Source organism: Flavobacterium sp. YO64 (assembly GCF_004119505.1).
Taxonomy (GTDB): domain Bacteria; phylum Bacteroidota; class Bacteroidia; order Flavobacteriales; family Flavobacteriaceae; genus Flavobacterium; species Flavobacterium oncorhynchi.
Genome location: NZ_NRQV01000022.1, coordinates 30,691 through 57,061, shown reverse-complemented (window position 1 = coordinate 57,061; position 26,371 = coordinate 30,691). Strand labels below are relative to the sequence as shown.

The following is a 26,371-nucleotide window of genomic DNA, read 5'->3' as shown; positions in this document are numbered from 1 at the left end:
AGAAAATATGAAAATAGCGAATTATTTGTTTTTAATCAGCTTGCTGCTGGTTTGTGTTTCAGTTAATCCACAGTCAAATGCAAAGGAAACTGTCTTTTACCAAGACCAGTATAAAAATCTTCAAGTAGGTTTTTCTAAAACCACAAGCATTATTTTTCCTTATACAATCAAGAGCATAGATATAGGAAGCGCAGAAGTGCTTGTACAGAAAGCAAAAGGAGTTGAGAATATACTACTTGTAAAAGCTGCTAAACAGCATTTTTTTCAGACCAATCTGACAGTTGTAACTTCTGACGGGAAATTGTATGTTTTTGTACTGAATTATGACGATTCCTGCCCTGACTTAAATTTTAAGGCTGAAAATGCAGTGGCTGCAAGCAGGGATGTGCTGTTTTCTTTAGAAAACGAAAATCAGAAAAGAATTGAACAGTGTGCTTTGGCTGCATATTCCAAAAAGAAAAAAATCAGTGGTCTAAAAAAATCAAAGTTTCAGATCAGACTGGAGGTAAACGGCATCTTTATCCAGCAGGATGTTTTGTATCTGCGTGTTGTTTTTGAAAACAAATCAAAGATTAACTACGATATTGATCAGTTTCGTTTTTTTATCAGGGATAAGAGAAAATCAAAACGAACTGCCTCACAGGAAATTGAATTGGAGCCTTTGTATGCAACTTCATCGTCTTCTGTAATTCCTTATAAATCTGAAATAAAAAAAGTCTACGCGCTGGAGAAATTTACTATACCTGAGAATAAGTATCTAACCATTCAGATGATTGAAAAAAACGGGGGAAGACATTTGGAATTAGATATAAATAATAATCTGACTAATCTGGTATTTCCGATTTCCGAATTAAGCAGTGACACTTTTTAAGCTTTAAAATTAATTATGATAATCAATTTAGCTGACACTGAAATGATGCTGTCATTTGCTGAGGAAATGGCTTATAACGGCCATCGATTTACCGCCTTTAATACCGATGAGGTGACTGATACCAACACAATTGAGTTTTTTAGAAACCCATTGGATGCGAAGGAGTACTGTCTGGTTATGACCAATGATGTGAATTATTTTCAGAGCCTGCCGATTGAATCAGTTATCGACGACTTGCGAGCAGTTTTAAGTAGCGGGGCAGATACTTCCGAAAATGAAGCAATAGAACTTACTGGATTTTCCAAAAGGGAAATAGATAGGAGAGAAATTTTAGAAAATAATTTAAATGAAAACGCAATGAATGAGAAAAATTTAGAATACCTGAAAGACCAGTTAAAATATACTGGATTTGGAGAAACGTTCGATGCTGAACTGCGAGAGAACATAATGAAGGGAGATAAGGATTTTAAAATTATGCACACCGGCATTATGAACAATGGTCTGCCAAATAAGGATACCTTAACTGTAGAATTAAATTTCAAAAGGTCTGAGCAGACAGATATGTACTTTTTTAATTCCTATCATGTCAATCTTCAGAAAGAAGAAAACAAACCTGGTCTGGAACAGACCTTCTACATCAACAAAGACAGCGCCAGCATTACAATGAAAGAGGCCTATAATTTGATGGAAGGCAGATCTGTCAATAAAGATCTTAAAAACAAAGAAGGGGAGAGCTATAATTGCTGGCTGAAAATCGACTTTAAACAATCTGACAATGGGAATTTTAAGCTGAACCAATACCATCAGAATTATGGGTATGATTTGGAAGCAAGTCTGGCAAAACATTTAATCAAAGAGCTCAATACTCCGCAGTATAAAGAAGACCTTTTAAATTCCCTTAAAAAAGGAAATCTTCAGTCAGCGACTTTCGTAGTTAGCGGTGTTGAAAGTAAAATGTTTGTGGAGGCAAATCCCCAGTTTAAGACTGTTAATGTTTATGATGAAAATTTACAAAGAATCAATCATCGAGAGAGCAAGGAAGAGAAAAAGGCTGAATCTCAAAAAGAATCAGTATCTAAAGATCAAAAAAAAAATCTAGATTCTGATGAAGGTGATTCAGGGAGGAAAGATAATAAAGTAAAGAAAAGAAAAACTCCTTCACTTTAAAAGTTATGGAAAAATTAAAGCCTTTATCGGATTTTTTCACCGCAATAGAGAATGATTACCGGATTAGTCCGATGCATATTGCCATTTATGCAGCTCTATTACAATTTAGATCCGTTAAGGGCTTTATTAATCCAATTTTTGTCTTTAGCTCGGAGATTATTGTTATTGCTAAAGTTTCTTCAGCAAATACGTATCATAAATGTGTCCAGGAACTTCATCAGTATGGATACATAAAGTATAGACCATCTTTTAAAAAAAATCGTGGAAGTGAAGTATATTTTTTGTTTTCAGCAGATGCGGACATTTAAAGATTCTGCAATTAATAATTCTATGAAATTGTACTATGAATGAAATTGTAACCAAGGAAGATCTGAGACAGTTTGGTCTTCTTCTAGTAGATAAATTACAAGCTGTATTTTATGAAATGAATTACAGACAGAAAGAACCTTTGGAACCTGAATGGCTTAAAAGCAAGGCAGTGAGAAAACTGCTTGATATTTCAGCAGGTTCAGTTCAGAATCTTAGAACAAGCCAAAAAGTCCGTTTCAAAAAAGTGCTTGGGTCGTACTACTATAATAAAGAAGATCTTCAAAAATTATTTGATGATGATAAACACTAAGAGATTAAAAGAAAGCTATATAATGAGTTATCTGTCAATGTATAGTAATGATCCTAAACTAAATGTCTGGCATCTATCAATTTTGACAGCAATACTAGGATTAGGCTATAGGCAGGGCCAAAGAAGAAGGATTAAAGTCAGCCGCAGTAAAATTATGGAGCTGTCACACGTGAATACGCTGCCGACTTATCATAAGTATTTTAAACAGCTTCAGGATTTAGGATACATTAAGTACACCCCATCTTATCATCCAGGATATAAAAGTGAAGTTAAGTTGTGTAAAAGGAGGCTATCTCAAATTATTTGAGATAGCCTCCTTTAATTTTAAATATATTTTGAAATTTATTGATCACGAAGAAATGTTGTATTTCTTTTTGATTGCCTGAATTTCCTTTTCGAGCCTGCTGAGAACCGCCAAATCAGGTTTAGATATTTTGGATCCAGTTTTATTGAGTTTTTTATTGAGAATAGACATTTCACGACCGATTGTAGCCTGCTCAGTTATAGCATATGCCTCAGTCTGTTTTACCGATGCATGACCCAGCAGTTCTTTAACTACATTAATAGGGACGTTGTTATTTAATGTCACAGTGCTTCCAAAAGTACGGCGGGCCATATGCGTGTTTAATGTAAAAGGAAAGCCGCACAAGACTGCCACCTCTTTTAGATACTCATTCATTTTCTGGTTGGATGAAACAGGAAGCACGGTTCCACGCTGGATACACAGCGGGTGCTCTTTATATTTTTCAACTATTTTCAGTGCTTGGGGAAGAAGAGGTACATTAAAAGATGAGTTTGTTTTCTGCCTTTCGGACATAATCCATAGATTTCCATCAATGCCTTCTTTGATATCAGTTTTCTTTAATTGATAAGCGTCTATGTAAGCCAGGCCAGTGTAGCATTGGAAGACAAATACATCCCTTACGACATTGAGCCTGTCAGTTGTGAAATAATGACTTTCAAGTTCGTACAATTCCTGTGCGGTGAGTGGTTTTTTTACCAGTTTTGTTTTACGTCCTTTAAAGTTCTTAAATGGGTCCTTGGTGATTAACTCCTTATCAATGGCGCGGATTACAATCTTTTTGAAATTTGCAATATACTTTAGGGTGGTGTTGTTGCTGCAGTCGCGTACAGTTCTAAGGTAAAACTCGAAGTCCTTTACAAACTCAAGATTCAAATCCGCAAATTCAAGATCGTGCTTTTTAAGCTTGAATTTTATAAACGCAGTCAAATGGTTTTTAGTAATGGTAAACCGGTCAAGGGTGCCTTTTGCATAGCCTTTTCCAAGAAGCGCCTCCATTTCATCATTATGCTTCTGAAATTCTTCGAGCACCTTAATCTTTGGGGCTGTCCTTCCCAGAACCTCGTCCATAATTTTCTCAGCGGTTATGGTTTTGCCGCTGTACATCATTTCGGTTTTGATTTCATTGATTTTTAAAGTCAGCGAATCCAAAAAGAAGTTCAGCGACTTTGCATCTTCCTTTGAGCCGACCGCTCTTTCGAACCTTTGATCCCATCGTGTATTATCCCATTTTCTCTTAGTTGAGCTTTCCTTACGGATACCGTCAACAGTTATTCTGAAATATACGATCCATTCTTTACTTTCTATTTTGGGTCTTTTTAAAAAGAATCCCAAACCAAAACTGCTTTCCAACATAATCCTACTTTTTAAATTAATAAATGTAGAATAATATTACTGCCAAATCAAGTCGTTAATCTCGTTAACCCCTATGATATAAGGGATTTTTACTGTTTCTGGTGCACTTTTCAGCGCGCCGGAAAGTGCACCGATTCTGCACCTTTAATTTTGTGAGGATTTGTAAATATTGAAAACAGGCTTAAAACGAAAAAAACCTGCAAATCCTTGAATTTGCAGGTCTTCAGACATTTTTTGTGGCTTTTTAAAAAGATTGAAAACTTTAACTTTTCCACCTTTTTGGCCTTTCCGTGGGGAGAGCAGGATTCGAACCTGCGAAGTTCACACAGCAGATTTACAGTCTGCCCTCGTTGGCCGCTTGAGTATCTCCCCGAAGCTTTGTATTGTTGTGCTTTGTTGTTCTAAGCGGTTGCAAATATAGGAACGTTTTCTACATCTACAAACAAAAAACGAACTTAATTTTAAGTTATTTTTAAATTATTTTTTAATTGATTGGAATTGAATAAAATAAAAATCTTCTAAAATGTATTTTTTTTAAAATATTTTTAAAAGTAAGAATATTTTTATGTTAAATTTATGATTTTTACTTTTGATTTGATCCTTGATAAAGCTGTCAGTCCTTGCTTTTATGGATATATTAATTAGAATTAAGGGAAGAATATTTGTTTAGTAATGTACTTTATAATTGGCTTAATCTAAATTTTTATTGATAGGTAAAATTTAAGTCATTAGTGTATCACTCTTTTTTTGATTGAATTTTAATTTCTGCTTGATGAAATTTCAATTTTAAATGGGAATGCTGTAAAACAAAAAAAATCTCCACTAGGGAGATTTTTTTATTTCTATTTTAAGAATGGTATTATTTAGCTAAAAGCTCTAATACTTTTGCTCTCAATTCTGGACCTCTTAAGTCTTGAGCAACTACTTTTCCTGAAGCATCAAGAATAAAAGTAGCTGGAATTGATTCAACATTGTATTGTTTTGCAATTGGTTCATCCCAAAATTTCAGGTTTGAAACGTGTGTCCAAGTTAAACCATCTTTTGCGATAGCTTCTGTCCACTTGCTTTTGTCTTTGTCTAATGAAACTCCAACAATGTTTAATCCTTTTGAATGCAGTTCTTTGTAAATAGCTACAACATTAGGGTTTTCTTGTCGGCAAGGCCCGCACCATGAAGCCCAAAAATCAACGATAGTTACTTTACCTAAGCTTTCTTTAAGCGAAACTACTTTTCCTTCTGGATTTGGCGCAGAAAAGTCTGCTCTTCATTTAGCGTTGCCAACTGCTGGAGCTGTAGCACCAACTGCAGGCATTTTCGCTTGACCTAATTTTGTTTTAACCTCTTTACCAGGAGCAGTGTTTTTTAATGACTCATCTAAAGCATTAAATAAGCTTTCTGTTTTTTTAATATCAGCGCTTGGGTCAGCAGCCATACCTTGAACAATTAAAACTGAGATAAACGATTTTGGATGACCTTCAGCATAAGCTAAATATTTCTTTTTGCTGTTTTCTTGTACTTCTGTTTGAATAGTCATGTATTGTTTCATCAAGCCATTGATAGTTGCTGTATCTTGAGCTTGTTGAGCTTGCTGCATTTTCTGAGTATTTTTTTTCTGAAAATCAATTAAGCTTTTTTGAGTTTTGTTAAGATCTTCTTGGAATTTCACATACTCATCGTTGCTGTAAGTTCCAGAAATTTTTGATTTATGGATACTGTCTTTATCAATTGCAATGTTGATTTCTCCTGTTTCTAAGATAAAAGGAATTGGTCCGTTTGCACCTTGAAGAATTAATGTATGGAAAGCTGGTTCAGTAACTTTTCCTTTTATTTCAAATTTTCCGTTTTCAACTTTTACTGTATCAAGAGCTAAAGGCATTCTTGTAGCTGGGTCTAGACCTTGAAGGATAATGGTTTTTCCGTTTTCAATTCCAGTTGCGGTACCAGTAATTAAGTATTCTCCGTCTTTAACTTTACTGCATGAAATGATAGCCGCAGAAGCTGTAAGTAAAAAAAGTATTTTTTTCATTATAAAAAATTAATTAGTTAATTGATTTGTGCAACAAAAGTATCTAAAATTATAAAACATACAGAATTTTGTAACCTAAAATTTTGTTATAGTTTTTTAGTGGTTAATTTGCCTGTAATCAAGGTGTTTGGTGCTTTAATTTGATTTAAAACTCTAGTTTTGGATTTATTCTGAGGGGTGATTTTGATTTTTTCTAATTTTTAAGCATAAAAAAAGCACTCTGTAAAAGAGTGCTTTTTAGAATATTTTTTAAGAAATCTATTCTTGATTTGTTTTCTTTCTCCAAGTAAAAGAGTTCAAAATGTGTCTTTTTGCAAATCTTCCAGGAGAATCTGCGTTTACCATTTTTACATAAGTTGCTTTAGGAACACTAATGTATTCGTAAACACTTCCGTTAGAAAAATCGATAATTAAACGACCTTCAACAAATTTATAATCAGTAATTGATGAAGTTGCGATAGTTTCAGTGTATTCTGGTAAATTTAGTTTAATCGTTTCAGGATTAATACTTACCAAGAAATGGTACGCTTCAATGATAGCTTTACTTTTTTCTTCTGCCGCTTTTAAACCAGCATCATCACCTTGAAATTTATCAGGATGAGCTTCTTTCATCGCATTACGATAAATGGTTTTCAAATCTTTTAATTCAGCAGTTTTGTCTACGTTTAGTAACTTGCGGTATTCAACTATTTTTTTCATAAATAAAAGGTAACTTCTTGTCTATTAGTTCGAAATGAGTGTTTTTACTTCAAAACGACAAATTTTTTGCAAAGGTACACTTTTTTTTAACTTTTCAGTTTTCATCTAAAAAATATTCCAGAAAGTTATCTGTAAAATGTAAAGAATCATAGAAAGTAATACCAATTTTAACCGCAAAGTTCGCAAAGCTTTGTGTAAAATACAGCTTTGCGAACTTTGCGGTTAAATTTTTCTGAAGCTTGAAATAAAACTTACTTGTTTTCTGGTTTATGATTTGCTTTATCAAAATTCCTAGACTTCTTCGGGTATTTATCATAGCTGATATCACTTGGATTTTCGATTATAGATTTTATTGTAATCCAATCACCAACATTAAAATTTGAATGTGCTATTTTATAATCTAAAAGATATTCACCACAGAAATAATTATTGTTTTCATCTTTTTCGATAATACCTGTATAAACTCCTTTTTGAGGCATTCTTTCTTGCGAATCTTTAGACATGATTTTTTTGTTTTAAATTTATGAGGCAAAGTTAATCAATTTATGTTTGTTTTAGGGAGTTCGAGACAATCTGAGTATATTTGCACATGCAGAAAAACTTTAAGCCACATCCAAATTCTTTTAAAAATACCTTTTGTGTTTTTCATGAAGTGCTTCCAAATGAAATTGAAGGTTTAAAAAAACAGTTCGAAAGCAAAGCAGGAAGTTCTTACTATTATACAGAAGAAGGGATGTACCGCGTTTCGAACCATTGGGGAAGACTGGCAAACAGCAAATGGCGTTTAGTGGCTCGTGAACCTGAGACGGAATCAAAAACAAAAATTGGATTTGCGGCATGGAACGAGTTTTATCCTGATAATGCTGAGGAAAAACTATATTATTTAGAAGCAGACTTTGATAAAAACCTTGCTAATTATCAGCATAAGAATAATCCAAAATATGATAAAAAAGCAATTTTAAGAACAAGTTTTGAAACTGCAAAAAGATTAAAACAGATTAGAAACTTGCAGCAATTAACTTCGTGGGCAAAGTATTTTGATTATGACGATCTAGCCGATTTGAGAAAGCAGATTATTGATGAATTGATCTACACGGAGAAAACATTAGAAGAAATTAAAAGAGAAATATAATGGGACGGAATAACGAAAAGAATATTAAAACTCATAATGACAAGTTGCATAAAGCTCAAGCAAAGAAAAAGCAGGCAGAAATTGCCCGTAAAGAAAAGCTGAAAGAAATTGTGAAAAAATTCAACGAAGATAAAAAAGAAGAAAACTAAATATGTTTTGCCGCGAATTTCGCGAATTAGCATGAATTAAATTTTAAGATTTGGGCTCAAATCAAATAAAAATTAGTGCTAATTTGTGAAATTCGTGGTAACTAAAAGATAACAATTATGAATTCAAAATTTGAAACCCTAAAAGCAAACGTTCAGGAAATTATTGATTTGATTGCTGCAAAAAACGACAGAGAAGCTAATAATAAACTGCTTGAAGTAAGTGATGAATTAGACGAAATGTTAGATCACGCTGAAGAAGATGAAGAACTTAGAGAAATCAGCAGATATCAAGTTTTATTGAATCAGCTTCATGTGAAAATTAACGGTGAAGAACAAGTTGACGGCGATGCATAAATGTTATTGTGATACAGGTTTACAGTTTGAAAACTGTTGTGGCTTGTATCTTGAGAAAAAACAAAAAGCGCAAACAGCTTTGGCATTAATGCGTTCCAGATATTCAGCATATGCGACTCATAATGCTGATTATCTTTTGCAAACCACTTATGTTACTGAAAGAGGATATTATTCTAAATCAGAAATTTTAAAATGGGCAGCCGCAAATAAATGGCAGAAATTAGAGATTTTAAGTTTTACAGAAAATACTGTTGAATTTAAAGCTTATTTTTTGGATTCGAACAATAAACCACAAACGCATTACGAATTTTCTACTTTTAAATTGGAAGAAAACGAGTGGTTTTATGTCGATGGAAAGTTTGAATAATTCACATAATTCGGATAACTTTTGAGTTGTTGTGCCATAATACTTTAACTAAAAATTAATAAACGTTTCGTTTTTCATAATTCTAAAAAACCTTAATTTTAGAATTATGAAAAACGAGTTTAAAAAAGGTTTTTATTTTAAGTCATACGAAGCTCCATTTCAGTCTCCGTTTGAGAAACTTTTTGGCATTTTCAAAGAGTTAATTACCCATACTTCGGGTGATTTTGATGAAGCTATAGATTGGCTTCGGGAACTAGATAAGGAATATAAGCTTACCGACGAAAACTACACTATCGATGATTTTATCGAAGATTTAAAAAAGAAAGGTTACATAAAAGACGAAATAAAAGGTGATGGTACAAATGGTTTTGGTATTACAGCTAAAACAGAACGTGCAATTCGTCAGCAGGCTTTAGATCAGATTTTCGGAAATTTAAAACGTTCAGGAAACGGAAATCATAAAACGAAATATGCAGGAAATGGTGATGAGCACACGGGAGAATTTCGTGAGTTTAATTTTGGTGACAGTTTAGAGCGTATTTCATTGACGGAAAGTCTCAAAAACGCTCAAATCAATAATGGAGTTGAAAGTTTCCAGTTGACCGAAAATGATTTGGTAGTTGAGGAAGCACAGTACAAAGCACAAATGAGTACCGTTTTGATGATTGATATCAGTCACAGTATGATTTTGTATGGCGAAGACCGAATTACTCCGGCAAAGAAAGTTGCAATGGCTTTGGCCGAATTAATAACGACCCGTTACCCAAAAGATACGCTTGATATTTTAGTTTTTGGAAATGATGCTTGGACAATTCCAATTAAAGATTTGCCGTATTTGCAAGTTGGTCCTTATCATACCAATACCGTTGCCGGATTGCAATTGGCAATGGATATTTTGCGTCGAAAACGAAATACCAACAAACAGATTTTTATGATTACGGATGGGAAACCAAGCTGCGTGCGCGAACGCGACGGCTCATATTATATGAACAGTAACGGACTAGATGAATATATTGTTGACAAATGTTATACACAAGCACAGCAAGCTAGAAAATTACATATTCCAATAACAACCTTTATGATTGCAAATGATCCTTATTTGCAGCGATTTGTAAATCATTTTACCGAAGCTAATCAAGGAAAAGCATTTTATACAGGACTAAAAGGTTTAGGGGAAATGATTTTTGAAGATTATGAAACGAATAGGAAGAAGAGAGTTCGTTAAATGAGGTTCAAAGGTTCATAGTGACAAAGGGACAAAGGTTTTTTTGACAACGTGTATAGAGGTGCACAGCGGTGCGTTTAAGACAATGCTTATTATCTACAGAAAATAATAAAAACAACAAAACACATATTTCAATAAAATGGAAATAGCAACTATAAAAACATTAGGGCAGTTAAAAGCCTCAGGATATAAAAGTATTAGTATTAAGGATGAATTAAGAAATAATCTACGCGAGAAGATTAAATCAGGAAAACCCGTTTTTGAAGGCGTTCATGGCTTTGAAAATACGGTAATTCCAGAATTAGAACGTGCCATTCTTTCTCGACATAATATTAATTTGTTGGGACTTCGCGGACAGGCAAAAACTCGCTTAGCGCGTAAAATGGTAGAATTGTTAGATGAATATATTCCGTATGTTTCTGGTTCAGAAATTAATGATGATCCATTAAATCCGATTTCACGTTTTGCTAAAGATTTAATTGCTGAGAAAGGCGATGAAACTCCAATTTCATGGCTTCAGAGAAATGACCGTTTCTTTGAAAAATTAGCAACGCCAGATGTTACTGTTGCAGATTTAATAGGAGATGTTGATCCAATAAAAGCGGCAAATTTAAAATTATCTTACGCAGACGATCGTGTAATTCATTTCGGAATGATTCCAAGAGCAAATCGCTGTATTTTTGTAATTAATGAACTTCCAGACTTGCAAGCCCGAATTCAGGTTGCTTTGTTTAATATTCTGCAAGAAGGCGATATTCAAATTCGCGGATTTAAATTAAGAATGCCGCTTGATATGCAGTTTATATTTACTGCAAATCCAGAAGATTATACCAACAGAGGAAGTATTGTAACGCCTCTTAAAGATAGAATAGGTTCGCAGATTTTAACGCATTATCCTGAAAGTGTTGCCATCGCAAGAACTATTACAGAACAAGAAGCAAAGCTGGACGCAAATCAAAGCGACATCGTTTATGTGCCAAGTTTAGCCAGAGATATTTTAGAACAAATTAGTTTTGAAGCCCGAGAAAGCGAATACATCGATAATAAAAGCGGTGTAAGTGCCAGAATGAGCATAACAGCTTTTGAGAATTTAATTAGTACCGCAGAACGTCGTGCCTTAAAATCTGGAACAGATAAAACCATTTTGCGTTTATCAGATTTTATGGGAATAATTCCGTCGATTACAGGTAAAGTCGAATTAGTTTATGAAGGAGAGCAGGAGGGAGCTGCTGTCGTTGCACAGTATTTGATCGGTTCAGCAATTAGAACATTGTTTTCAGAGTATTTTCCAAAAATTGAAAAATTAGAAAAGCCAGGCGAAAAAACACCTTATTCAGATTTAATTGAATGGTTTTTTACAGAAAGCGGTTTCGAGTTATTAGACGATGCTTCAGATGCTGAATACAAAGGTATTTTAGATGAAGTTTCGCCATTAGATATTTTATTAAAAAAATATCAGCCTCAATTAGATAAACAAGATATTCATTTTATGAAAGAGTTTGTTTTATGGGCTTTAGTAGAGTATAAAAAACTGAGTAAAGATCGTTTTGCGCAAGGTCATCAATTTAAAGATATGTACGGAAGTTATATTAGCAAATTATAGTTTATAACTCATTTTACAATCTAACCCGATAGTTATTTTTAATTGTCGGGTTTTATTTTGTGTATTATATTGATATATCAATTATATTTGTATCAAACAAGTGAATCATGAAAATTGAAAATCCAACAGGAACAGCTCTTTATTCTATAGAAAAAGCAATTAAAGAATATCGAAAACTGGCGCAAAAAAACATTGCCAAAGTGGTAAAAGATATTACAGTCGATCAATGCTTGGTGCTAATAATACTCCAGCAAAACGATAGTATTTCTCAAAACGAATTGGCAAATCTTGTTTTTAAAGACAGTGCTTCTATCACAAGAATGATCGAATTAATGGTAAAAAATGATTACCTAACCCGAACAATTCACGCAGAAGACAGAAGAAAATTCAATCTTGTAATTACTGAAAAAGGTTTGAAAACTATTGAGTTAATAGAGCCTGTTATTCAATCAAACAGAGAAACAGCTTTGCATGGTTTATCATTAAAAGAAATAACATTATTGGATCAAACACTGCATAAAATAATAAGTAATTGTAAAAAATGATTGGTATGAAATCAAAATTAATCTTAGTAATGTTATCGGTATTTGCTATTGGGTATTCGCAAAACGAATTGAGCAGCAAACTAGAAAAGTATATGGATGCGCAATTTGCTGTTAATGATTTTAGCGGTACCGTTTTAGTTTCTAGAAATGATACAATACTATTGAAAAAAGCCTATGGTTTTGCTGATTACGAATGGAAAATAAAAAACACAATAGATTCAAAGTTTAGTTTAGCATCCGTTTCAAAACAGTTTACAGCAGCGGCAGTTTTACAATTGGCTGAAAATAAGAAACTTTCATTAGAGGATCCTATAAATGAATATTTTACTGATTTTCCAAAAGGAGAAAAAATAACGATAAAAATGCTGCTGGCTCATAATTCAGGTTTGCAAATGGATTTTGATGAATTGTATTTATCAAAAACCGATTTAGATAAAGATTCTGTTTATCAGTATATCATAAAAAAGCCATTTCTGTTTGAACCTGGCACAAGTACGGCGTACAGTAATATAGGATATTATTTACTAGCAAGAATTATAGAGAAAGTATCAGGGCAGACTTATGCAGCTTTTTTAAAAGAGCAATTGTTTGATAAAGCCAAAATGTACAATTCAGGCATCACAACAAATAGTACAATAGTTGAGAAAATGGCTAAATCATATTATCTCGAAAATGATAAACTAGTAAAAAATCCTTATATCAATTGGAATTTTAATATAGGTCACGATGGTGTTTATTCAACTGTTGATGATTTGTATTTGTGGAATAAAGCCTTGTTTGACAGTGAGATTATTTTGTCGAAAGAATCAAAGAGAAAAATGTTTACTTCATACAACGATCAAGATTTTGGTTTTGGGTTTTTGGTTAATCCATTCTACAGTCAAAATCATCAGTTAATTGCGCATGACGGCGGCTTTTTTGGAGCCATGACATCATTTAATAAATTTACAAACGATAATATATTAATTACTGTTTTATCTAATAACCAGTCAAAGTCTTATTATATTGCGTATGGTCTTGCCGGAATCTGTTTTGGAAAAGAAGTTGAACTTCCGTACAAGCACATTCAAACTGCTGTAGATGCAAAAATCTATGATCAGTACGTGGGAGAGTATGAAAATATTAAAATTTTAAAGAAAGATAATAAGCTGTATTATATAGATCAAGATATTGAGTTATTGCCAGAATCTCAAACCAAATTTTTTCGCTCAGACAATAACAATACTACAGTTGAATTTGTAAAAGATAAAAAAGGAAAAGTTACGCAGCTGGAAATTAGAAAGGCAGGAATAAAAGAGGTAAAACTTAAAAGTAAGAAGGTATAAGTACTATTTTTGCATTCAAAATTTAATTCTATGCTGTTTTTAATTCTAAGTATACTTTGCAGTGTTACCGTTGGTGTAATCTTTAAAATCACCCGTAAATACAATGCTAATCCCATTCAAATTATTGCGTTCAATTATATAGCGGCATTAGTACTTTGTTTTTTTACTTTTAGTCCGGATCTTACTATAGTTCATGAAGATGCTCCGTGGAATATTTATACAGCAATTGGTATTTTGCTTCCTATCGTTTTTCTCTTTCTGGTATTTTCAATAAAACATATGGGAATTGTAAAAACTGATGCGGCACAACGATTATCATTGTTTATTCCCATACTTGCGGCATGGTTAATTTTTAAAGAAGAGTTTAATTCTTATAAAGTAATTGGGCTTATAATTGGGTTTATTGCGCTTTTATTCATTTTAAGAAAACAGATGCAGAACGAGCAGAATAAGTGGATTTTTCCTGTCGCCGTTTTTGTTGGTTTTGGAATAATTGATATACTTTTTAAACAAATAGCACTTTATACCACTTTGCCATATACAACATCACTATTCGTTGTTTTTAGTATTGCATTAGCAGTCTCTTTGTTAATAGTGCTTTACGATGTTATTTTTAAAAAGAATGGATTTAGTACTAAAAATGCTTTGTTCGGAGCTTTAGTTGGGATTTTTAATTTCGGAAATATTCTATTTTATTTAAAAGCGCATAAGGCATTTGCTGAAAATCCATCAACAGTTTTTGCGGGAATGAATATGGGCGTAATTGTATTAGGAAGTCTTGTTGGTCTATTTTTCTTCAAAGAAAAACTATCAAAGATTAATATAATTGGACTTCTTTTAGCGTTAATCTCTATTGTTTTCATTGTTAGGTCACAATTTTAGTGCATTTTTCATTCTTTTAAAGCTTTAATATTCAGTTAGTTTTGAGTTGAATTGAAAGTTTTTTAAAATAAACTCTACTAATTCTATAGAATTTATAAAATATATTTTATAGATTTGCATTAACAATGAAAAACTCTAGTCTAAATATCATTCCGTTTATGTGCAGCTTGACGATGTGCTGCATGATGAACAATGCAATGAAATGGCGTTAATAGAAAGTACTTGTTAGTTATTTTTTTTTTAGCCTTTCATGCACCATGAAAGGCTTTTTTTAGAACTAGTAAAAAACAAACAAAATGAGATCAAATAGAAATATCAATATTATGATGCCATACTGCTCGACGAAAGTTCCGTGTTGTACATGCATCAGCTGCTGATTTTTATCAGAAATAAAACAATTTAGTAAACCCAAATTAAGTAAATCATAAAAATTAAAAGTAAATATTATGAGTACAGAAATTATAAAACAGAATCCCTTTCAATCTATGATTGATCGTTTTAATATAGCTGCAGATATTCTAAAGTTAGATGAATCAATCAGGCAAAAGCTGCAGCGTCCTGAAAAACAAATTGTAGTAAATTTTTCGATAACATTAGACAACGGAACCGAGCAGAATTTTGAAGGTTACCGCGTAATACATAATACAGCTTTGGGACCATCTAAAGGCGGTATTCGCTATGATAATGCCGTAAATCTTGATGAAGTAAAAGCATTAGCTGCTTGGATGACTTGGAAATCTGCAGTAACTGGAATTCCTTTCGGAGGAGCAAAAGGAGGTATTATTTGCGATCCAAGAACACTTTCAAAAACAGAGCTAGAACGTATTACGAGGGCTTATACAAAAGCATTATCGGATATTTTTGGTCCGCAAAAAGATGTTCCTGCACCAGACATGGGAACTGGCCCAGACGAAATGGGCTGGCTAATGGATGAATTTTCAATAGTTCACGGTAAAACAATTCATGCCGTTGTAACAGGGAAACATCTGCATTCAGGAGGTTCATTGGGCAGAGTAGAAGCAACGGGAAGAGGAGTGAGTATTATTAGTTTATTGGCACTTCAAAAATTAAAAATCAGGCCGGCAAGAGCAACAGCTGCAATTCAAGGTTTTGGAAACGTAGGGCTGCATTCGGCTTTGTTTTTATATGAAAAAGGATTAAAAATTGTTGCAGTAAGTGATGTATCGGAAGCATTTTATAATCCGCAGGGAATTAATATTCCAGAGCTTATTTTATATTATAATTTGAATAATAAAACAATAAAAGGTTATCCAAATTCCGTTGCAATTAAACATGAGGATTTGCTGCTTTTAGATGTTGATGTATTGATTCCTGCTGCCAAAGAAGACGTAATCACTCAGAAAAACGCGCATGACATTCGTGCAAAAATTATAATTGAAGCTGCAAATGGACCAGTTTCTTCAGATGCTGATAAAATTTTGCATGAAAATAATGTTTTGGTAGTTCCAGATATTTTGGCGAATGCAGGCGGTGTGACCGTTTCTTATTTTGAATGGCTTCAAAATTCCTTGTTAGAATCGTGGAGAATTCATCAAATAAACAAACGCTTAGAAGATATTTTAGAAAAAGGATTTGAGACGGTGTTCAGAATTGCTGCAAAACACAATGTAACGCCTAGAATTGCGGCCTATATTATTGCTTTGAAAAAAGTAGCTGAAACACAATCTGTAAAAGAAGTGGCAGCCGAAGCGCCAAAATTCAAACAGAACTAATTCTATTTTTAAACAAGACTAAGATTATTTTCATCGATAGAAAGCCAGTGAGGGTTTTTTATTGGTGAAAATATCTTTTTTAATTTCATATCAATTCATATAATCTTTAAAAATGAAAAACATTAATTTTCTAGCATTTGCAATGCCGGCTTTTTTTCTTTTTTTATTTCTTGAATACAAGCTGGCACAACGAAAAAAAAGACCTGAAATTTTTAATTATGAAAGTTCTGTTTCTAATATAAGTATTGGTATCGCAGAACGATTGATTAATTTGTTTATTGCCGGCAGTTTTTATCAACTGTATTATTTGATTTATGATGAATATAGAATTTTTGATATTCCGAGTGGTGTATTAGTTTGGATTGCCTTAATTCTCGCTACAGATTTTGTTTGGTATTGGTACCATAGATTAGGGCACGAGGTCAATTTTTTCTGGGCGGCACATATTGTACATCATCACAGCGAAGAGTTTAATTTTACGGCAGCAGCCAGAATTACAACATTTCAGGCAATAGTTCGAACAGGATTTTGGTGTATACTGCCTTTTATTGGTTTTCATCCCTCAATGGTAATCACAATGCTTATTGTGCATGGAGCCTATTCGTTTTTTACACATACACAGCTTATAGGAAAAATTAAATGGCTCGAATACGTTTTTGTTACACCATCCGTTCATGGTGTTCATCATGCTTCTGACGAGAAATATTTAGACAAAAATTATGGGGATATGTTTACGTTTTGGGATCGTCTTTTTGGTACTTTTCAGGAGGAAGAAGAAAAACCAAAATACGGCTTGACTCATCCTTTAAAAAGTTATAGTTTTCTATGGCAGCACTTTCACTATTACTTTGAAATTTTTGAATTATGGAAACGCTCAAAAGGGTTTAAAGCAAAATGGAATGCCGTTTTTGGAAGCCCGGCACATATGGATCAAGATATTCGTCCAACATTAGAAAAGCGTTTTTTACAAGATAAAAGCAATCCAAATCAAAGGCTTCGTTTCAGGAATTATCTTTATATTCAATTAGGAATCTGTACTTTATTGTTGACGGTTTTTACCTATTATTTTGATCGCTTAAATGTGTTAGATAAAGGTTTTGTTCTGGCGTTAATACTAATAACATTAATTAACTGCGGAGCACTTTTAGAACAGCGAAAATGGATTTATTATCTCGAATACGCTCGTATTTTAATGATAACCACTTATTTCTTATACGAAGAAAATCTAATGATATTTTTCTTTGTTCCGCTGGCAATTATGATTTTTGCAGAGCAATTGTTTTCACTTAGTAAATTGTATCAAAATATTATTTTACAATTAGAAGCTGAGTAAAAAATGTTTGCCACAAATTACACGAATTTTTACGAATTACTTGGGGAAAAATTTGTGAAAATTCGTGTAATTCGCGGCAATTTTATGTCGCTCCGCCGGAGCTTTATAAATTGCTATAAATATTCGGTTCTTATGGAGCAAGGAAGAGGATCAAGTTGTATACATCTTTTTTCGTCCCGAATTCCTACATTCATATTTCAAAAATAATTCGTAGAAATTCGTGGCAAATTTTTCACATTACAAATTCAACATTTACAAAATAAAAAATTATTTAAATCCTGTTAATCTGTGGCAAACTTTTTTATCCCTGACAGAAAAACTTATATCGTTTTAATCGCCATAATTTTCTCTTCGAAAGTATCTTTAAAATGAGATTTACTCTTAATTCTGGTTTTGTAAGTGTAAATTGTAGCCACAGAAAGTTCTAGAAATTCTGCCATCTGACTGCTTTCCTGAATACCCAATCGATATAAAGCAAAAATGCGGAGTTCTGTATTTAAAAGCTCTCCTTTTTTAACGATGCACTTATGATCATTTGGAAACAATTGATTAAAATCGGTCACAAAAGTGGGGAATAATTTCAAGAAAATTTCATCAAATTGATGAAAAAGATTTTCCCTTTCTTCCTTCACATTGTAGCGTTTTAAACTCGCAATAACTTCATCAGTCTTTTTGGTAATAATTTTATGAAGTGTGCTTTTCTGAATGTGATCGATTTTATTGATAAAGGCCGATGTTGCTTTTATAAAATACGTAATATATTCTTCTTTAATAGCATTGGCTTCGCTTAAGCTTACATTCATTTCCTGCAGCTGCGCATACGAAGAAGCCATTATTTTTCGCGCTTTATTTTTCTCTTTTAATTGTTTGAAAATGATAATCGAAAAAAGAATAATAATCAAAGTGAGTATTGTCAATAAAATAATGATTTTTTCCAGCTTATCATTTTTCTCTTTTACATTATTTAATTGTGCTTTTTCGATAATTGGCAGAATTGATGAAATCTCAATTTTTCGATGCCTGGCATTATAAAAAGTAGCATCATCCATAGCGATATTAATATACTCATTTGCCTTATCCAAATAGCCCATTTTAAAAAGTTCGTTGGCAAGATTTCGCAGCGCAACCGTTTCTTTAGTGGCATTTTTAACATCGGCAATAGCGGCAAGCGCTAAGTATTGAATCGCTTTTTTTGTATAACCTCTTTCCGAGTAAATATAGCCTAGACTAGATGTTGCAATACCATAATAGTCGGGTGGTAATTTGTAATTATTAATCCAATAACTAAAAGCAAATTCAGCGCCTCGCCAGTCTTGCTGCTTTAGACGTTTTAAACTTTCTGCAGCCCAATATTCGTTGGTATTAGTGCCAATTAATTCTAAAGCTTTTTTTAGAAAATGGTTTCCCTGTTGTACATAATGAATATTAAAACGCTGATCTTTATTGTAATCGGCCAGATCGTAGTAAGCTCGAGCTTTTATGTTATAGTATTCGAATTTGTTTTTTAAATCGAGTTTTTTGTCATCAATCACATTCAGCGTATCAATAGCTTCTTTAAAAAGTCCTGACGATAAGAGTACAAATCCCTCTTTAATTCGGCTTTTAGCCAAATATTTGGGATCTTTTAAAACTTTGGCTTTAATTTTTGCTTCTTCCAAATAATAATAAGCAGAGTCGTATTTGAATGATTTGTATTCGTCAAATAACGACATATAAGTATTATACAACTGTTCATTGTTTTGACTAACAGTATATTTTGAAACATTCTTTTTTAAGGATTCAATTTTACGATATTTCTGTTTTAAGTAAATCTCTTTTTTAAGCAATGCATTATCTAATTCTTCAAGAATAGGATTGGTCTCTTTGGCGGTTAAAGAAAAACCCGCAATGAAAAAATACAAAAAGAATATTTTTCGCATGTTTTTGTTTTGGTTTTAGGGGTAAGATAATTTATGGTTAGCGTAAACGCGTTTTAAATCAAAACTAATTAAAAACTGATGATTAGTAGTTTTTTAGATTGAAAGCAGTTCTTTAAGATTTCTTGAAAAAACATCTGATAAGCCTGAAAATGGCCTAAAAATGTTAAAACCACTCTATTTGTTTGCAATTATACAATAAAAAGTGATTAAATATATGTATAGTAAAAAAATATTGCTATAAAATTTTCATATTATCATAATTGGTGTCGAAAAAAGTGTTTTTATGTCTTTACATGATCTTGATTTTTAGAAATAACACAAGTATTTAACTATTTGATTTTTAATTGTTTGTGAGTGAATATGATCTAAATAAATCTTGATTTTTAGTGGATGTTTTTTTTTAGATTTATTTAACATCTAGTTTCGTACTGTCCTTTTTAAGGGATAAAAAACTAACAAAAACCAAAATTTTATGAGATGTAAAAGTTATTACTTGTTAGCTCTGCTGATCTGTTTTTTTGCAATAAGCTGCGATACTACAGAAGACGGAAGCTACGTTGATCCAATTACGATTTACGAAAAGGTAGACGGTAATTGGGGATTAACAAACTTGAAAATGGTCGATGATTTTGCAAAGGCAAATAAGATCGAGCCAAACGAAGAAAACTTGAGTACTTATTTTAACTACGAAGATTTTAAAATCAAATTCAACGTAGATGAAAAGAACAAACCAACAAGTTATGAAGTTACTGGTAATGTTCCGCCTTTATTTGCCCCAAAAGGATATTGGCAGCTAAGTTCAGATTTTCAGCCGACAAATCCGGGCAATCCTGTTAAAATTTACTTATACAGTGATGCCCAAAAAACTCAAAAAACAGACGAATTAAGAGTATCATCTATTCCGGGTAAAAATGGAGAGATGGAAATTATTTTAACTAGAAGCTCTGGTGGAACTCCGTTTGTGTCTTACGTATTTAAATTAAATGCTATTAATTAGAAAGTAATATGAAAAAAATTATATATACAATTTTACTAGCCCTTTTGATGGCGCCTAATTTTATAAAGGCACAAGAAGCCGCGGGATCAGTAGGCGCGATGTCATCATTTCCGGTAGTATACAAATATGATGAAAAAGTTACTTGGTTTTTTGATCTTTCGGCAACCACATTTGCAGAAAATGAAGATGTATTTATTTGGATTTGGTCACCATCAGAACCAGATGCAAACAACTGGGAAAACTCTTCAGATTTTGCAAAATTGACTTATGTTGGCAATAAAGTTTGGAGTTTCACTTTAACTCCCACTCAGTATTTTTCTAGAACTCCAGAAGAAATTGCTGCAAGTGCAGGATTTTGGTTTCGTTTAAAAAACAAAAATGGATCAAAACAAAGTGAAGTGGCAAATATGCCTTATACTGATTTTTCTTCTTTTTATACTGCAAATGAGCTGATCAGAGCTTATCCGACCAAACCAACTATTGATAAAGGATTAAGTATTTTGTTTAATGCCAATTTAGCGCCTGGTTTTGCTGGAGCAGCAAGCGTTCACATGCACAGTGGCTTGAATGATTGGAATCTTAAACAAGAATATCAATCGTGGCTGCCTGAAATTGCGGCTAAAACGAAATTAAAAGATTTGGGTAATGGTTTTTATAAAATGGACTTAGTTCCTAAAGATTATTACAATGCGCCAGAAGGTTACATTATGGAAAATTTAGTTTTCTTAATGGTAAAAGATGATTGGGCAGGAACAATTCCAGATCAGGTTTTATACGCAGGAGCTTATGTACCGCCGCCGGCACCAGTTTTTGGATTCTTTCCACTACAAATCAGTCAGAAAGATTTTCTGGGAATGTCGAGAAAAAATAATGAATCAGGTGTAAACAAATTAATCTACAGCATTACAGCTGGAAGTAAAATAATTTCTGGTGAGTTTACTGGAGGGAAAGCTGAGATAAAAGGATTTGTCAACTTAGTTTCAGAACTAAATGGAATTCCAAATTTAAATGAAATACATGTTTTGGTAAAAGACAATAAGAACAAAACGATTTCAGATACCACAATTCCGCTGAAAACTTTAGACAAATAATTCGCTATCAAATTAAAACATCAACTCTAATGAAATGAGCATAATCCAAAATTGGCCGTAGAACCAATACTGGATATGTGAATTACATATGACCGATAAAAAACAATAAATAACCGCATATGAATAGTAAAAATAAAAAAAGAGTCCTGCATCAAATGTGGACTACTCAATCGCTGGTATTCATGATTTTCATGCTTTTTCTTTCGGCAGGAATGTTTGCTCAAGAGAAAAAGCAGGTATCTGGTACTGTATATGACAACACAGGAAATGTACTTCCGGGTGCATCAATTATAGAAACGGGAACAAGAAACGGAACAACAACAGATTTTGACGGAAAATTTACCTTGATGGTAGCTGTAGGAGGTTCGATAGAAGTTTCATTTATTGGGTCAACAACTCAAAAAGTACAAATTACCAGTTCTAGTTCAAAACTTGATATTCGTCTTCAAAACGATGGTTATCAATTGGCCGAAGTTCAGGTAGTTTCAGTAGGATATGGAACACAAAAGAAATCAGATTTAACAGGTGCTATTTCGAGTGTAAAAGCGGATGATTTAGTAAAAGGAACAATCTCTTCTACAGAACAGGTTTTGCAGGGAAAAGTTGCAGGATTAAACATAATTCGTCCTTCTGGAGATCCAGCTGCAGGTTCTACAATACGCTTGCGAGGCGGAACTTCCTTAACCGCAAGCAACAGCCCTTTAATTGTAGTTGATGGAATTGCGGGTGTAGATATTAATATCGTACAACCGTCAGACATTAAAACGGTAGACGTTCTTAAAGATGCTTCGGCGACAGCCATATACGGTTCAAGAGGAGCAAACGGAGTTATTATAATTACAACAAAGTCTGGTACAAAGGGAGTTTCTGTAGTATACAGCGGTTTATCGAGCGTGGGTTATGTTACTGATAATTTAGATCTTTTATCAGCAAATCAATGGAGAGGATATGTTCGCTCAGCAGGAAACAAAGATGCGGTTGATTTTGGCGGAAATACCAATTGGCAGAAAGCAATTGAGCAAACTGCAATTTCGCAATCGCATACTTTAAGTATTAATTCTGGAAAAGCTGACAGTGGTTTTAGAACTTCTCTATCATATTTAAACAATGAAGGAGTTATTAAAAAAACAGGTTTAGAAAGATTAAGCGGAAATATAAATGCCTATCAATATCTTGGAGACAATAAAGAGGTGAAATTTGATACGGGTTTATTTGCTAATATAGACAAATGGCATCCTATGGATTATAGAATATTTGAGCGCGCTTACAATCTTAATCCAACAATTCCAGTTTATGATGCTAACGGACAATTTTCAGCTGTTTCTGGAAACGTATATCAAAATCCTGTTGAAATCCTAACAAATAGAACTACCGATAATGAAAGACACAGGTTATTAGGTTATTTTAAAACGGAGGTTAAGTTTCTAAATGATTTTACTGCTGTTGCCAACATTTCATACGAACATAATGCAGTAAAAGGCAGTACTTACAAACCATCTTACGCTGTTATGGAAGGTGTAGATGAAAAAGGATATGGGCAAAAAACATATGCTGAGTATGCAAATGCTCAAGGAGAATTGTATGTAAATTACAATAAAGTAATAGACAAACATACTATCGGTGCACTTGCAGGATACTCTTACCTAGAAAATATTTATGAAGGTTTTGGAGCACAGCGAAGTGGTTTTGTAACAGATGCTTTCAGCTACAATAATCTTGGTGCTGGTTACAATTACCGTTTGGGAGATGTATATTCGTATAAAGGAAAATCAAATTTAGTTTCATTTTATGCTCGTGCAAATTATTCTTATGATGGCAAATATCTGCTTACGGCTACAGTAAGGAGAGATGGTTCAAGCCGTTTTGGAGAAAATAATAAATGGGGAACTTTCCCATCAGCGTCTGTCGCTTGGAAAATCTCGAGTGAAGAATTTATGAATGGAACAAAAGGCTGGCTGGACAATTTAAAACTTAGAGCAGGTTATGGAGTTACTGGAAATCAAGACGGAATTGGAGAATACAAATCGCTTTCGATTTTAGGAGTTGGAAAGGATAGTTACTACGATCCTGCGACAGAAAGATGGAGTTTGGCGTATTCGCCAACACAAAACCCAAATCCTGACTTAAAATGGGAATCAACAAAACAATTGAACATTGGTGTAGATTTTAGTCTTTTTAATAGAATTACGGGTTCATTCGAATATTATTCAAAAAATACAGACGATTTATTGTATACCTACGAAGTGCCGCAGCCTCCATATTTAGTGGGAACTATGTTGGCAAACGTGGGAGAAATGTCTAATAAAGGAGTTGAACTTACTTTGAATGCTGATATTGTTAAAGGAGAAAAATTCAACTGGAATGCTAACTTGACTCTTGGTCATAATGTGCAGAAAATCGAAAAACTATCAAATCCTACTTATAAAACAGATGTTATTTACAGCGGATCGTTACACGGATTAGCAGGTATGTCTGGACAATATTCTCAAATTATTGCAGAAGGTTATCCAGTTGGAACTTTCTGGGGATTCAGGAATGCAGGATTAGATTCAACAGGAAAAATACAATACTACAATGCAGCGGGGCAAATAGTTGCAGAAAATGCTTTGGTAGATGCTGATAAAACGGATTTAGGAAATATTCAACCCGATTTGACTTTAGGTATTGGAATGAATTTTACGTACGGAAATTTTGATCTTGGAATTTCTGGATACGGAATGTTTGGTCAAAAAGCATTAAACGCAACTAATATGATGTTAAATGATCCAAACAGATTACCAACATTTAATGTTCCTGATGCGTTTTTAGGAAGCGGAATCACATCGGCTCCAAAATATTCTGATTATTGGATCGAAGATGCTTCATTCTTTAGACTTCAAACAGTAAGTTTTGGATATACACTGCCTTTAAAATTCAAAAAGTCTAAACTTAGAATGTACGTAATGGGAGAAAACCTATTTGTAATCACAGGTTACAAAGGTGTAGATCCGGAAATAGGTTTAAATGCTCAAGATGGAATCAACCAAACTGGAGTAATGGATTTAACTGGATTGGCAGCTCCTGGAATTGACAGATACAATAATTATCCTCGACCAACAACGATTTCTGTTGGACTAAATTTTACGCTGAATAATTAGCGAATTAACCAAAAAATATAAAAAATGAAAGTCAAAATAACAGCATTATTAGCAGTAAGCATGCTTTTTACGATATCATGTACAGATTTAAATGAAGATTTATATGATAGAGTAGAAGACGGGAATTTTGGAAATACTCCAAAAGAAGTCGACGCATTAGTTGGCGGAGCTTATTCTTCTTTAAGAGGATTTAAAGATAATATATCAAACAATTTTCCAACAAGCGAATATGTATTTTTCTTGAACGAAACCGTTTCAGATGAAGCGACTATACCAACAAGAGGAACAAACTGGTATGATGGCGGGCAATATCAAGATGCACAAAAACATACTTGGAAACCTGATAACCGTATGATTCTTTCGGCTTGGCGTTACAACTATACAGGAATTGCAAAGATTAATGCGATCATTTATCAAGTAGATAAATCATCATTAACGGATACTGCAAAAGCTCCAATTTATGCCGAGTTAAAAGCTTTGAGAGCTTATTACTACTACAATCTTTTAGATTTATTTGGGAACGTGCCTATAGTAGTCAATTTTGAAGACACATCACTGCCGACAAATTCTACTAGAAAACAAGTTTATGATTTTGTAGAGAAAGAATTATTGGATGCCATTCCGCACTTAACATCAAATGTTGTGTATTCTAAATTTACAAAAAATGTTGCTTATTCTTTATTAGCCAGATTATATCTAAACTCAGAAGCTTTTATAGGAACAGCACGTTGGCAAGATTGTATTACTATGTGTCAGAAAGTTACTGGATACACTTTAGCACCAGATTTCTTTGCCAATTTTGCAACACAAAATGAAAAATCACCAGAAATTATTTTTTCAATTCCATACGATCAAAAAGCTGGAACAGAAGGAAATTATATGAACTCAATGTCATGTCATTACTTGCACAAATTGACCATTTCGGCAACGGGATTAGATTTTCCTTGGAGTGCAAACGGAATGTGTGCACAGCCTGGCGTTTATTCTGCTTTTGCAGATACAGACAAAAGAAAAAAATGCATGGTAGCTGGCGATCAAATCAGCGTAGCAACAGGACAGGTTATTGTAATGGATAACGGTGAACCGCTTACTTATACAGAAGAAGTGAAAAGCGTAGCTGATGCAAAAGAAAATCAAGGAGTTCGTTTAGGAAAATACGAAATGAAAGCGGGCGAACAATGGGAACGAGATCATGATTTTGTATTGATTCGTTATGCCGAAATTTTAATGATGCAAGCTGAATGTTACGTGCGTTTAGGTAATCCCGCTTTAGCAAAACCATTTATACAGCAAATAACAGCTCGTGCGGGCGAAGAAATGCCGGCAACAATAGATCTTCATTTTATAGATCAAGAATTGCTTAAGGAATTTACTTTTGAAGGAAGAAGAAGAACGGATAATATTCGCTTTGGAACATTCTTCCTGCCATGGTGGGAAAAAGGTGAAACGGAAAAATACAGAGCCATTTTTCCAATTCCAAGCACTGTTTTAACAACGAATAAGAACCTAAAACAAAACCCTGGTTATCCTGTGAATTAGG

At 33.3% G+C, this 26,371-nt stretch carries 24 protein-coding genes, 1 tRNA gene and 1 pseudogene; 19 read left to right on the top strand and 7 right to left on the bottom strand.

Annotated features, from left to right (window positions below):
* Positions 1 to 7 precede the first annotated feature (7 nt).
* From traN to BOW57_RS15355, 4 genes are read left to right on the top strand one after another with little or no spacing between them, the layout of a single operon-like run.
* On the top strand, positions 8 to 871 hold the full coding sequence (traN, locus tag BOW57_RS15370; RefSeq protein WP_129055492.1) for a conjugative transposon protein TraN: 864 nt from the start codon (positions 8 to 10) through the stop codon (positions 869 to 871).
* A 15-nt stretch (positions 872 to 886) separates the two neighbouring features.
* Complete coding sequence (locus tag BOW57_RS15365) at positions 887 to 2,038, top strand: hypothetical protein (protein ID WP_129055490.1); 1,152 nt, start codon at positions 887 to 889, stop codon at positions 2,036 to 2,038.
* A gap of 5 nt (positions 2,039 to 2,043) precedes the next feature.
* On the top strand, positions 2,044 to 2,346 hold the full coding sequence (locus BOW57_RS15360; RefSeq protein WP_026983253.1) for a hypothetical protein: 303 nt from the start codon (positions 2,044 to 2,046) through the stop codon (positions 2,344 to 2,346).
* Between the two features lie 35 nt (positions 2,347 to 2,381).
* Complete coding sequence (locus BOW57_RS15355; protein ID WP_129055488.1) at positions 2,382 to 2,657, top strand: DNA-binding protein; 276 nt, start codon at positions 2,382 to 2,384, stop codon at positions 2,655 to 2,657.
* A 349-nt stretch (positions 2,658 to 3,006) separates the two neighbouring features.
* On the opposite strand, the gene BOW57_RS15345 is transcribed toward BOW57_RS15355, so the two are convergent.
* The 6 genes and pseudogenes from BOW57_RS15345 to BOW57_RS15320 all read right to left on the bottom strand — a co-directional run bounded on the left by BOW57_RS15345 (position 3,007) and on the right by BOW57_RS15320 (position 7,542).
* Complete coding sequence (locus BOW57_RS15345) at positions 3,007 to 4,314, bottom strand: site-specific integrase (RefSeq protein ID WP_035688725.1); 1,308 nt, start codon at positions 4,312 to 4,314, stop codon at positions 3,007 to 3,009.
* Between the two features lie 291 nt (positions 4,315 to 4,605).
* Positions 4,606 to 4,686: transfer RNA gene (locus tag BOW57_RS15340), tRNA-Tyr, on the bottom strand.
* Positions 4,687 to 5,173: 487 nt separating this feature from the next.
* Positions 5,174 to 5,560, bottom strand: a pseudogene (locus tag BOW57_RS15335) (peroxiredoxin family protein); the annotation flags it as partial.
* An 18-nt stretch (positions 5,561 to 5,578) separates the two neighbouring features.
* A complete protein-coding gene (locus BOW57_RS15330) occupies positions 5,579 to 6,340 on the bottom strand; it encodes a DUF4369 domain-containing protein (RefSeq protein WP_129055486.1) in 762 nt (253 codons plus the stop codon).
* A gap of 258 nt (positions 6,341 to 6,598) precedes the next feature.
* A complete protein-coding gene (locus BOW57_RS15325; protein WP_089054020.1) occupies positions 6,599 to 7,039 on the bottom strand; it encodes a KTSC domain-containing protein in 441 nt (146 codons plus the stop codon).
* Positions 7,040 to 7,290: 251 nt separating this feature from the next.
* Entirely contained in the window at positions 7,291 to 7,542 is a 252-nt protein-coding gene (locus tag BOW57_RS15320) for a hypothetical protein (RefSeq protein ID WP_089054021.1), read from the bottom strand.
* A gap of 86 nt (positions 7,543 to 7,628) precedes the next feature.
* On the opposite strand from BOW57_RS15320, the gene BOW57_RS15315 reads away from it, so the two are divergent.
* The 11 genes from BOW57_RS15315 (at position 7,629) to BOW57_RS15270 (ending at position 17,687) form a co-directional block, all read left to right on the top strand.
* Positions 7,629 to 8,171 carry a hypothetical protein gene (locus tag BOW57_RS15315; protein ID WP_129055483.1) on the top strand — a complete coding sequence of 181 codons (543 nt, stop codon included), beginning with the start codon at positions 7,629 to 7,631 and terminating at the stop codon, positions 8,169 to 8,171.
* Entirely contained in the window at positions 8,171 to 8,320 is a 150-nt protein-coding gene (locus BOW57_RS20655) for a hypothetical protein (protein ID WP_089054023.1), read from the top strand. The genes BOW57_RS15315 and BOW57_RS20655 overlap by 1 nt, the downstream gene beginning before the upstream one ends.
* Before the next feature lie 117 nt (positions 8,321 to 8,437).
* On the top strand, positions 8,438 to 8,674 hold the full coding sequence (locus BOW57_RS15310; RefSeq protein ID WP_089054024.1) for a hypothetical protein: 237 nt from the start codon (positions 8,438 to 8,440) through the stop codon (positions 8,672 to 8,674).
* The gene (locus tag BOW57_RS15305) at positions 8,667 to 9,041 is read left to right on the top strand and encodes a YchJ family protein (protein WP_129055481.1); all 375 of its coding nucleotides are present in this window, start codon (positions 8,667 to 8,669) and stop codon (positions 9,039 to 9,041) included. Before BOW57_RS15310 ends, BOW57_RS15305 begins: the two co-directional genes overlap by 8 nt.
* Positions 9,042 to 9,147: 106 nt before the next feature.
* Positions 9,148 to 10,266: a VWA domain-containing protein gene (locus BOW57_RS15300; protein ID WP_129055479.1), complete on the top strand. Its 1,119-nt coding sequence runs from the start codon at positions 9,148 to 9,150 to the stop codon at positions 10,264 to 10,266.
* Positions 10,267 to 10,405: 139 nt separating this feature from the next.
* The gene (locus BOW57_RS15295; RefSeq protein ID WP_129055477.1) at positions 10,406 to 11,869 is read left to right on the top strand and encodes an AAA family ATPase; all 1,464 of its coding nucleotides are present in this window, start codon (positions 10,406 to 10,408) and stop codon (positions 11,867 to 11,869) included.
* Between the two features lie 107 nt (positions 11,870 to 11,976).
* Positions 11,977 to 12,414 (top strand): MarR family winged helix-turn-helix transcriptional regulator, encoded by a 438-nt coding sequence (locus tag BOW57_RS15290; RefSeq protein ID WP_129055475.1) that lies wholly within the window; start codon positions 11,977 to 11,979, stop codon positions 12,412 to 12,414.
* A gap of 5 nt (positions 12,415 to 12,419) precedes the next feature.
* Complete coding sequence (locus BOW57_RS15285) at positions 12,420 to 13,739, top strand: serine hydrolase (protein ID WP_129055473.1); 1,320 nt, start codon at positions 12,420 to 12,422, stop codon at positions 13,737 to 13,739.
* Positions 13,740 to 13,769: 30 nt separating this feature from the next.
* On the top strand, positions 13,770 to 14,621 hold the full coding sequence (locus tag BOW57_RS15280; protein WP_129055471.1) for a DMT family transporter: 852 nt from the start codon (positions 13,770 to 13,772) through the stop codon (positions 14,619 to 14,621).
* Between the two features lie 446 nt (positions 14,622 to 15,067).
* Positions 15,068 to 16,354, top strand: a complete 1,287-nt coding sequence (locus tag BOW57_RS15275; RefSeq protein WP_241687456.1) for a Glu/Leu/Phe/Val dehydrogenase — start codon at positions 15,068 to 15,070, stop codon at positions 16,352 to 16,354.
* Between the two features lie 112 nt (positions 16,355 to 16,466).
* Complete coding sequence (locus tag BOW57_RS15270) at positions 16,467 to 17,687, top strand: sterol desaturase family protein (protein ID WP_129055469.1); 1,221 nt, start codon at positions 16,467 to 16,469, stop codon at positions 17,685 to 17,687.
* 320 nt (positions 17,688 to 18,007) lie between these two features.
* Here the strand turns inward: BOW57_RS15270 and BOW57_RS15265 are convergent, their stop codons facing one another.
* Positions 18,008 to 19,606, bottom strand: coding sequence for a DUF6377 domain-containing protein (locus tag BOW57_RS15265; protein WP_129055467.1), 1,599 nt, complete (start codon positions 19,604 to 19,606; stop codon positions 18,008 to 18,010).
* A gap of 472 nt (positions 19,607 to 20,078) precedes the next feature.
* On the opposite strand from BOW57_RS15265, the gene BOW57_RS15260 reads away from it, so the two are divergent.
* The 4 genes from BOW57_RS15260 to BOW57_RS15245 all read left to right on the top strand — a co-directional run bounded on the left by BOW57_RS15260 (position 20,079) and on the right by BOW57_RS15245 (position 26,370).
* Positions 20,079 to 20,603: a DUF5004 domain-containing protein gene (locus BOW57_RS15260; RefSeq protein ID WP_129055465.1), complete on the top strand. Its 525-nt coding sequence runs from the start codon at positions 20,079 to 20,081 to the stop codon at positions 20,601 to 20,603.
* A gap of 8 nt (positions 20,604 to 20,611) precedes the next feature.
* Positions 20,612 to 21,694 (top strand): hypothetical protein, encoded by a 1,083-nt coding sequence (locus BOW57_RS15255; protein ID WP_129055463.1) that lies wholly within the window; start codon positions 20,612 to 20,614, stop codon positions 21,692 to 21,694.
* A gap of 119 nt (positions 21,695 to 21,813) precedes the next feature.
* Positions 21,814 to 24,831: a TonB-dependent receptor gene (locus BOW57_RS15250; protein ID WP_129055461.1), complete on the top strand. Its 3,018-nt coding sequence runs from the start codon at positions 21,814 to 21,816 to the stop codon at positions 24,829 to 24,831.
* Positions 24,832 to 24,855: 24 nt separating this feature from the next.
* Positions 24,856 to 26,370 carry a RagB/SusD family nutrient uptake outer membrane protein gene (locus tag BOW57_RS15245; protein WP_129055459.1) on the top strand — a complete coding sequence of 505 codons (1,515 nt, stop codon included), beginning with the start codon at positions 24,856 to 24,858 and terminating at the stop codon, positions 26,368 to 26,370.
* Position 26,371 lies beyond the last annotated feature (1 nt).

What these genes read in the sequence shown, in the direction of transcription:
- BOW57_RS15255 (WP_129055463.1), top strand. Translation starts at nt 20,612, where the DNA reads ATGAAAAAAATTATATATACAATTTTACTAGCCCTTTTGATGGCGCCT.
- BOW57_RS15325 (WP_089054020.1), bottom strand. Translation starts at nt 7,039, where the DNA reads ATGAAAAAAATAGTTGAATACCGCAAGTTACTAAACGTAGACAAAACT.
- BOW57_RS15275 (WP_241687456.1), top strand. Translation starts at nt 15,068, where the DNA reads ATGAGTACAGAAATTATAAAACAGAATCCCTTTCAATCTATGATTGAT.
- BOW57_RS15290 (WP_129055475.1), top strand. Translation starts at nt 11,977, where the DNA reads ATGAAAATTGAAAATCCAACAGGAACAGCTCTTTATTCTATAGAAAAA.
- BOW57_RS15285 (WP_129055473.1), top strand. Translation starts at nt 12,420, where the DNA reads ATGAAATCAAAATTAATCTTAGTAATGTTATCGGTATTTGCTATTGGG.
- BOW57_RS15250 (WP_129055461.1), top strand. Translation starts at nt 21,814, where the DNA reads ATGAATAGTAAAAATAAAAAAAGAGTCCTGCATCAAATGTGGACTACT.
- BOW57_RS15280 (WP_129055471.1), top strand. Translation starts at nt 13,770, where the DNA reads ATGCTGTTTTTAATTCTAAGTATACTTTGCAGTGTTACCGTTGGTGTA.
- BOW57_RS15345 (WP_035688725.1), bottom strand. Translation starts at nt 4,314, where the DNA reads ATGTTGGAAAGCAGTTTTGGTTTGGGATTCTTTTTAAAAAGACCCAAA.
- BOW57_RS15320 (WP_089054021.1), bottom strand. Translation starts at nt 7,542, where the DNA reads ATGTCTAAAGATTCGCAAGAAAGAATGCCTCAAAAAGGAGTTTATACA.
- BOW57_RS15330 (WP_129055486.1), bottom strand. Translation starts at nt 6,340, where the DNA reads ATGAAAAAAATACTTTTTTTACTTACAGCTTCTGCGGCTATCATTTCA.
- BOW57_RS15360 (WP_026983253.1), top strand. Translation starts at nt 2,044, where the DNA reads ATGGAAAAATTAAAGCCTTTATCGGATTTTTTCACCGCAATAGAGAAT.
- BOW57_RS15270 (WP_129055469.1), top strand. Translation starts at nt 16,467, where the DNA reads ATGAAAAACATTAATTTTCTAGCATTTGCAATGCCGGCTTTTTTTCTT.
- BOW57_RS15315 (WP_129055483.1), top strand. Translation starts at nt 7,629, where the DNA reads ATGCAGAAAAACTTTAAGCCACATCCAAATTCTTTTAAAAATACCTTT.
- BOW57_RS15295 (WP_129055477.1), top strand. Translation starts at nt 10,406, where the DNA reads ATGGAAATAGCAACTATAAAAACATTAGGGCAGTTAAAAGCCTCAGGA.
- BOW57_RS20655 (WP_089054023.1), top strand. Translation starts at nt 8,171, where the DNA reads ATGGGACGGAATAACGAAAAGAATATTAAAACTCATAATGACAAGTTG.
- BOW57_RS15310 (WP_089054024.1), top strand. Translation starts at nt 8,438, where the DNA reads ATGAATTCAAAATTTGAAACCCTAAAAGCAAACGTTCAGGAAATTATT.
- BOW57_RS15355 (WP_129055488.1), top strand. Translation starts at nt 2,382, where the DNA reads ATGAATGAAATTGTAACCAAGGAAGATCTGAGACAGTTTGGTCTTCTT.
- BOW57_RS15300 (WP_129055479.1), top strand. Translation starts at nt 9,148, where the DNA reads ATGAAAAACGAGTTTAAAAAAGGTTTTTATTTTAAGTCATACGAAGCT.
- BOW57_RS15365 (WP_129055490.1), top strand. Translation starts at nt 887, where the DNA reads ATGATAATCAATTTAGCTGACACTGAAATGATGCTGTCATTTGCTGAG.
- BOW57_RS15245 (WP_129055459.1), top strand. Translation starts at nt 24,856, where the DNA reads ATGAAAGTCAAAATAACAGCATTATTAGCAGTAAGCATGCTTTTTACG.
- BOW57_RS15305 (WP_129055481.1), top strand. Translation starts at nt 8,667, where the DNA reads ATGCATAAATGTTATTGTGATACAGGTTTACAGTTTGAAAACTGTTGT.
- BOW57_RS15265 (WP_129055467.1), bottom strand. Translation starts at nt 19,606, where the DNA reads ATGCGAAAAATATTCTTTTTGTATTTTTTCATTGCGGGTTTTTCTTTA.
- traN (WP_129055492.1), top strand. Translation starts at nt 8, where the DNA reads ATGAAAATAGCGAATTATTTGTTTTTAATCAGCTTGCTGCTGGTTTGT.
- BOW57_RS15260 (WP_129055465.1), top strand. Translation starts at nt 20,079, where the DNA reads ATGAGATGTAAAAGTTATTACTTGTTAGCTCTGCTGATCTGTTTTTTT.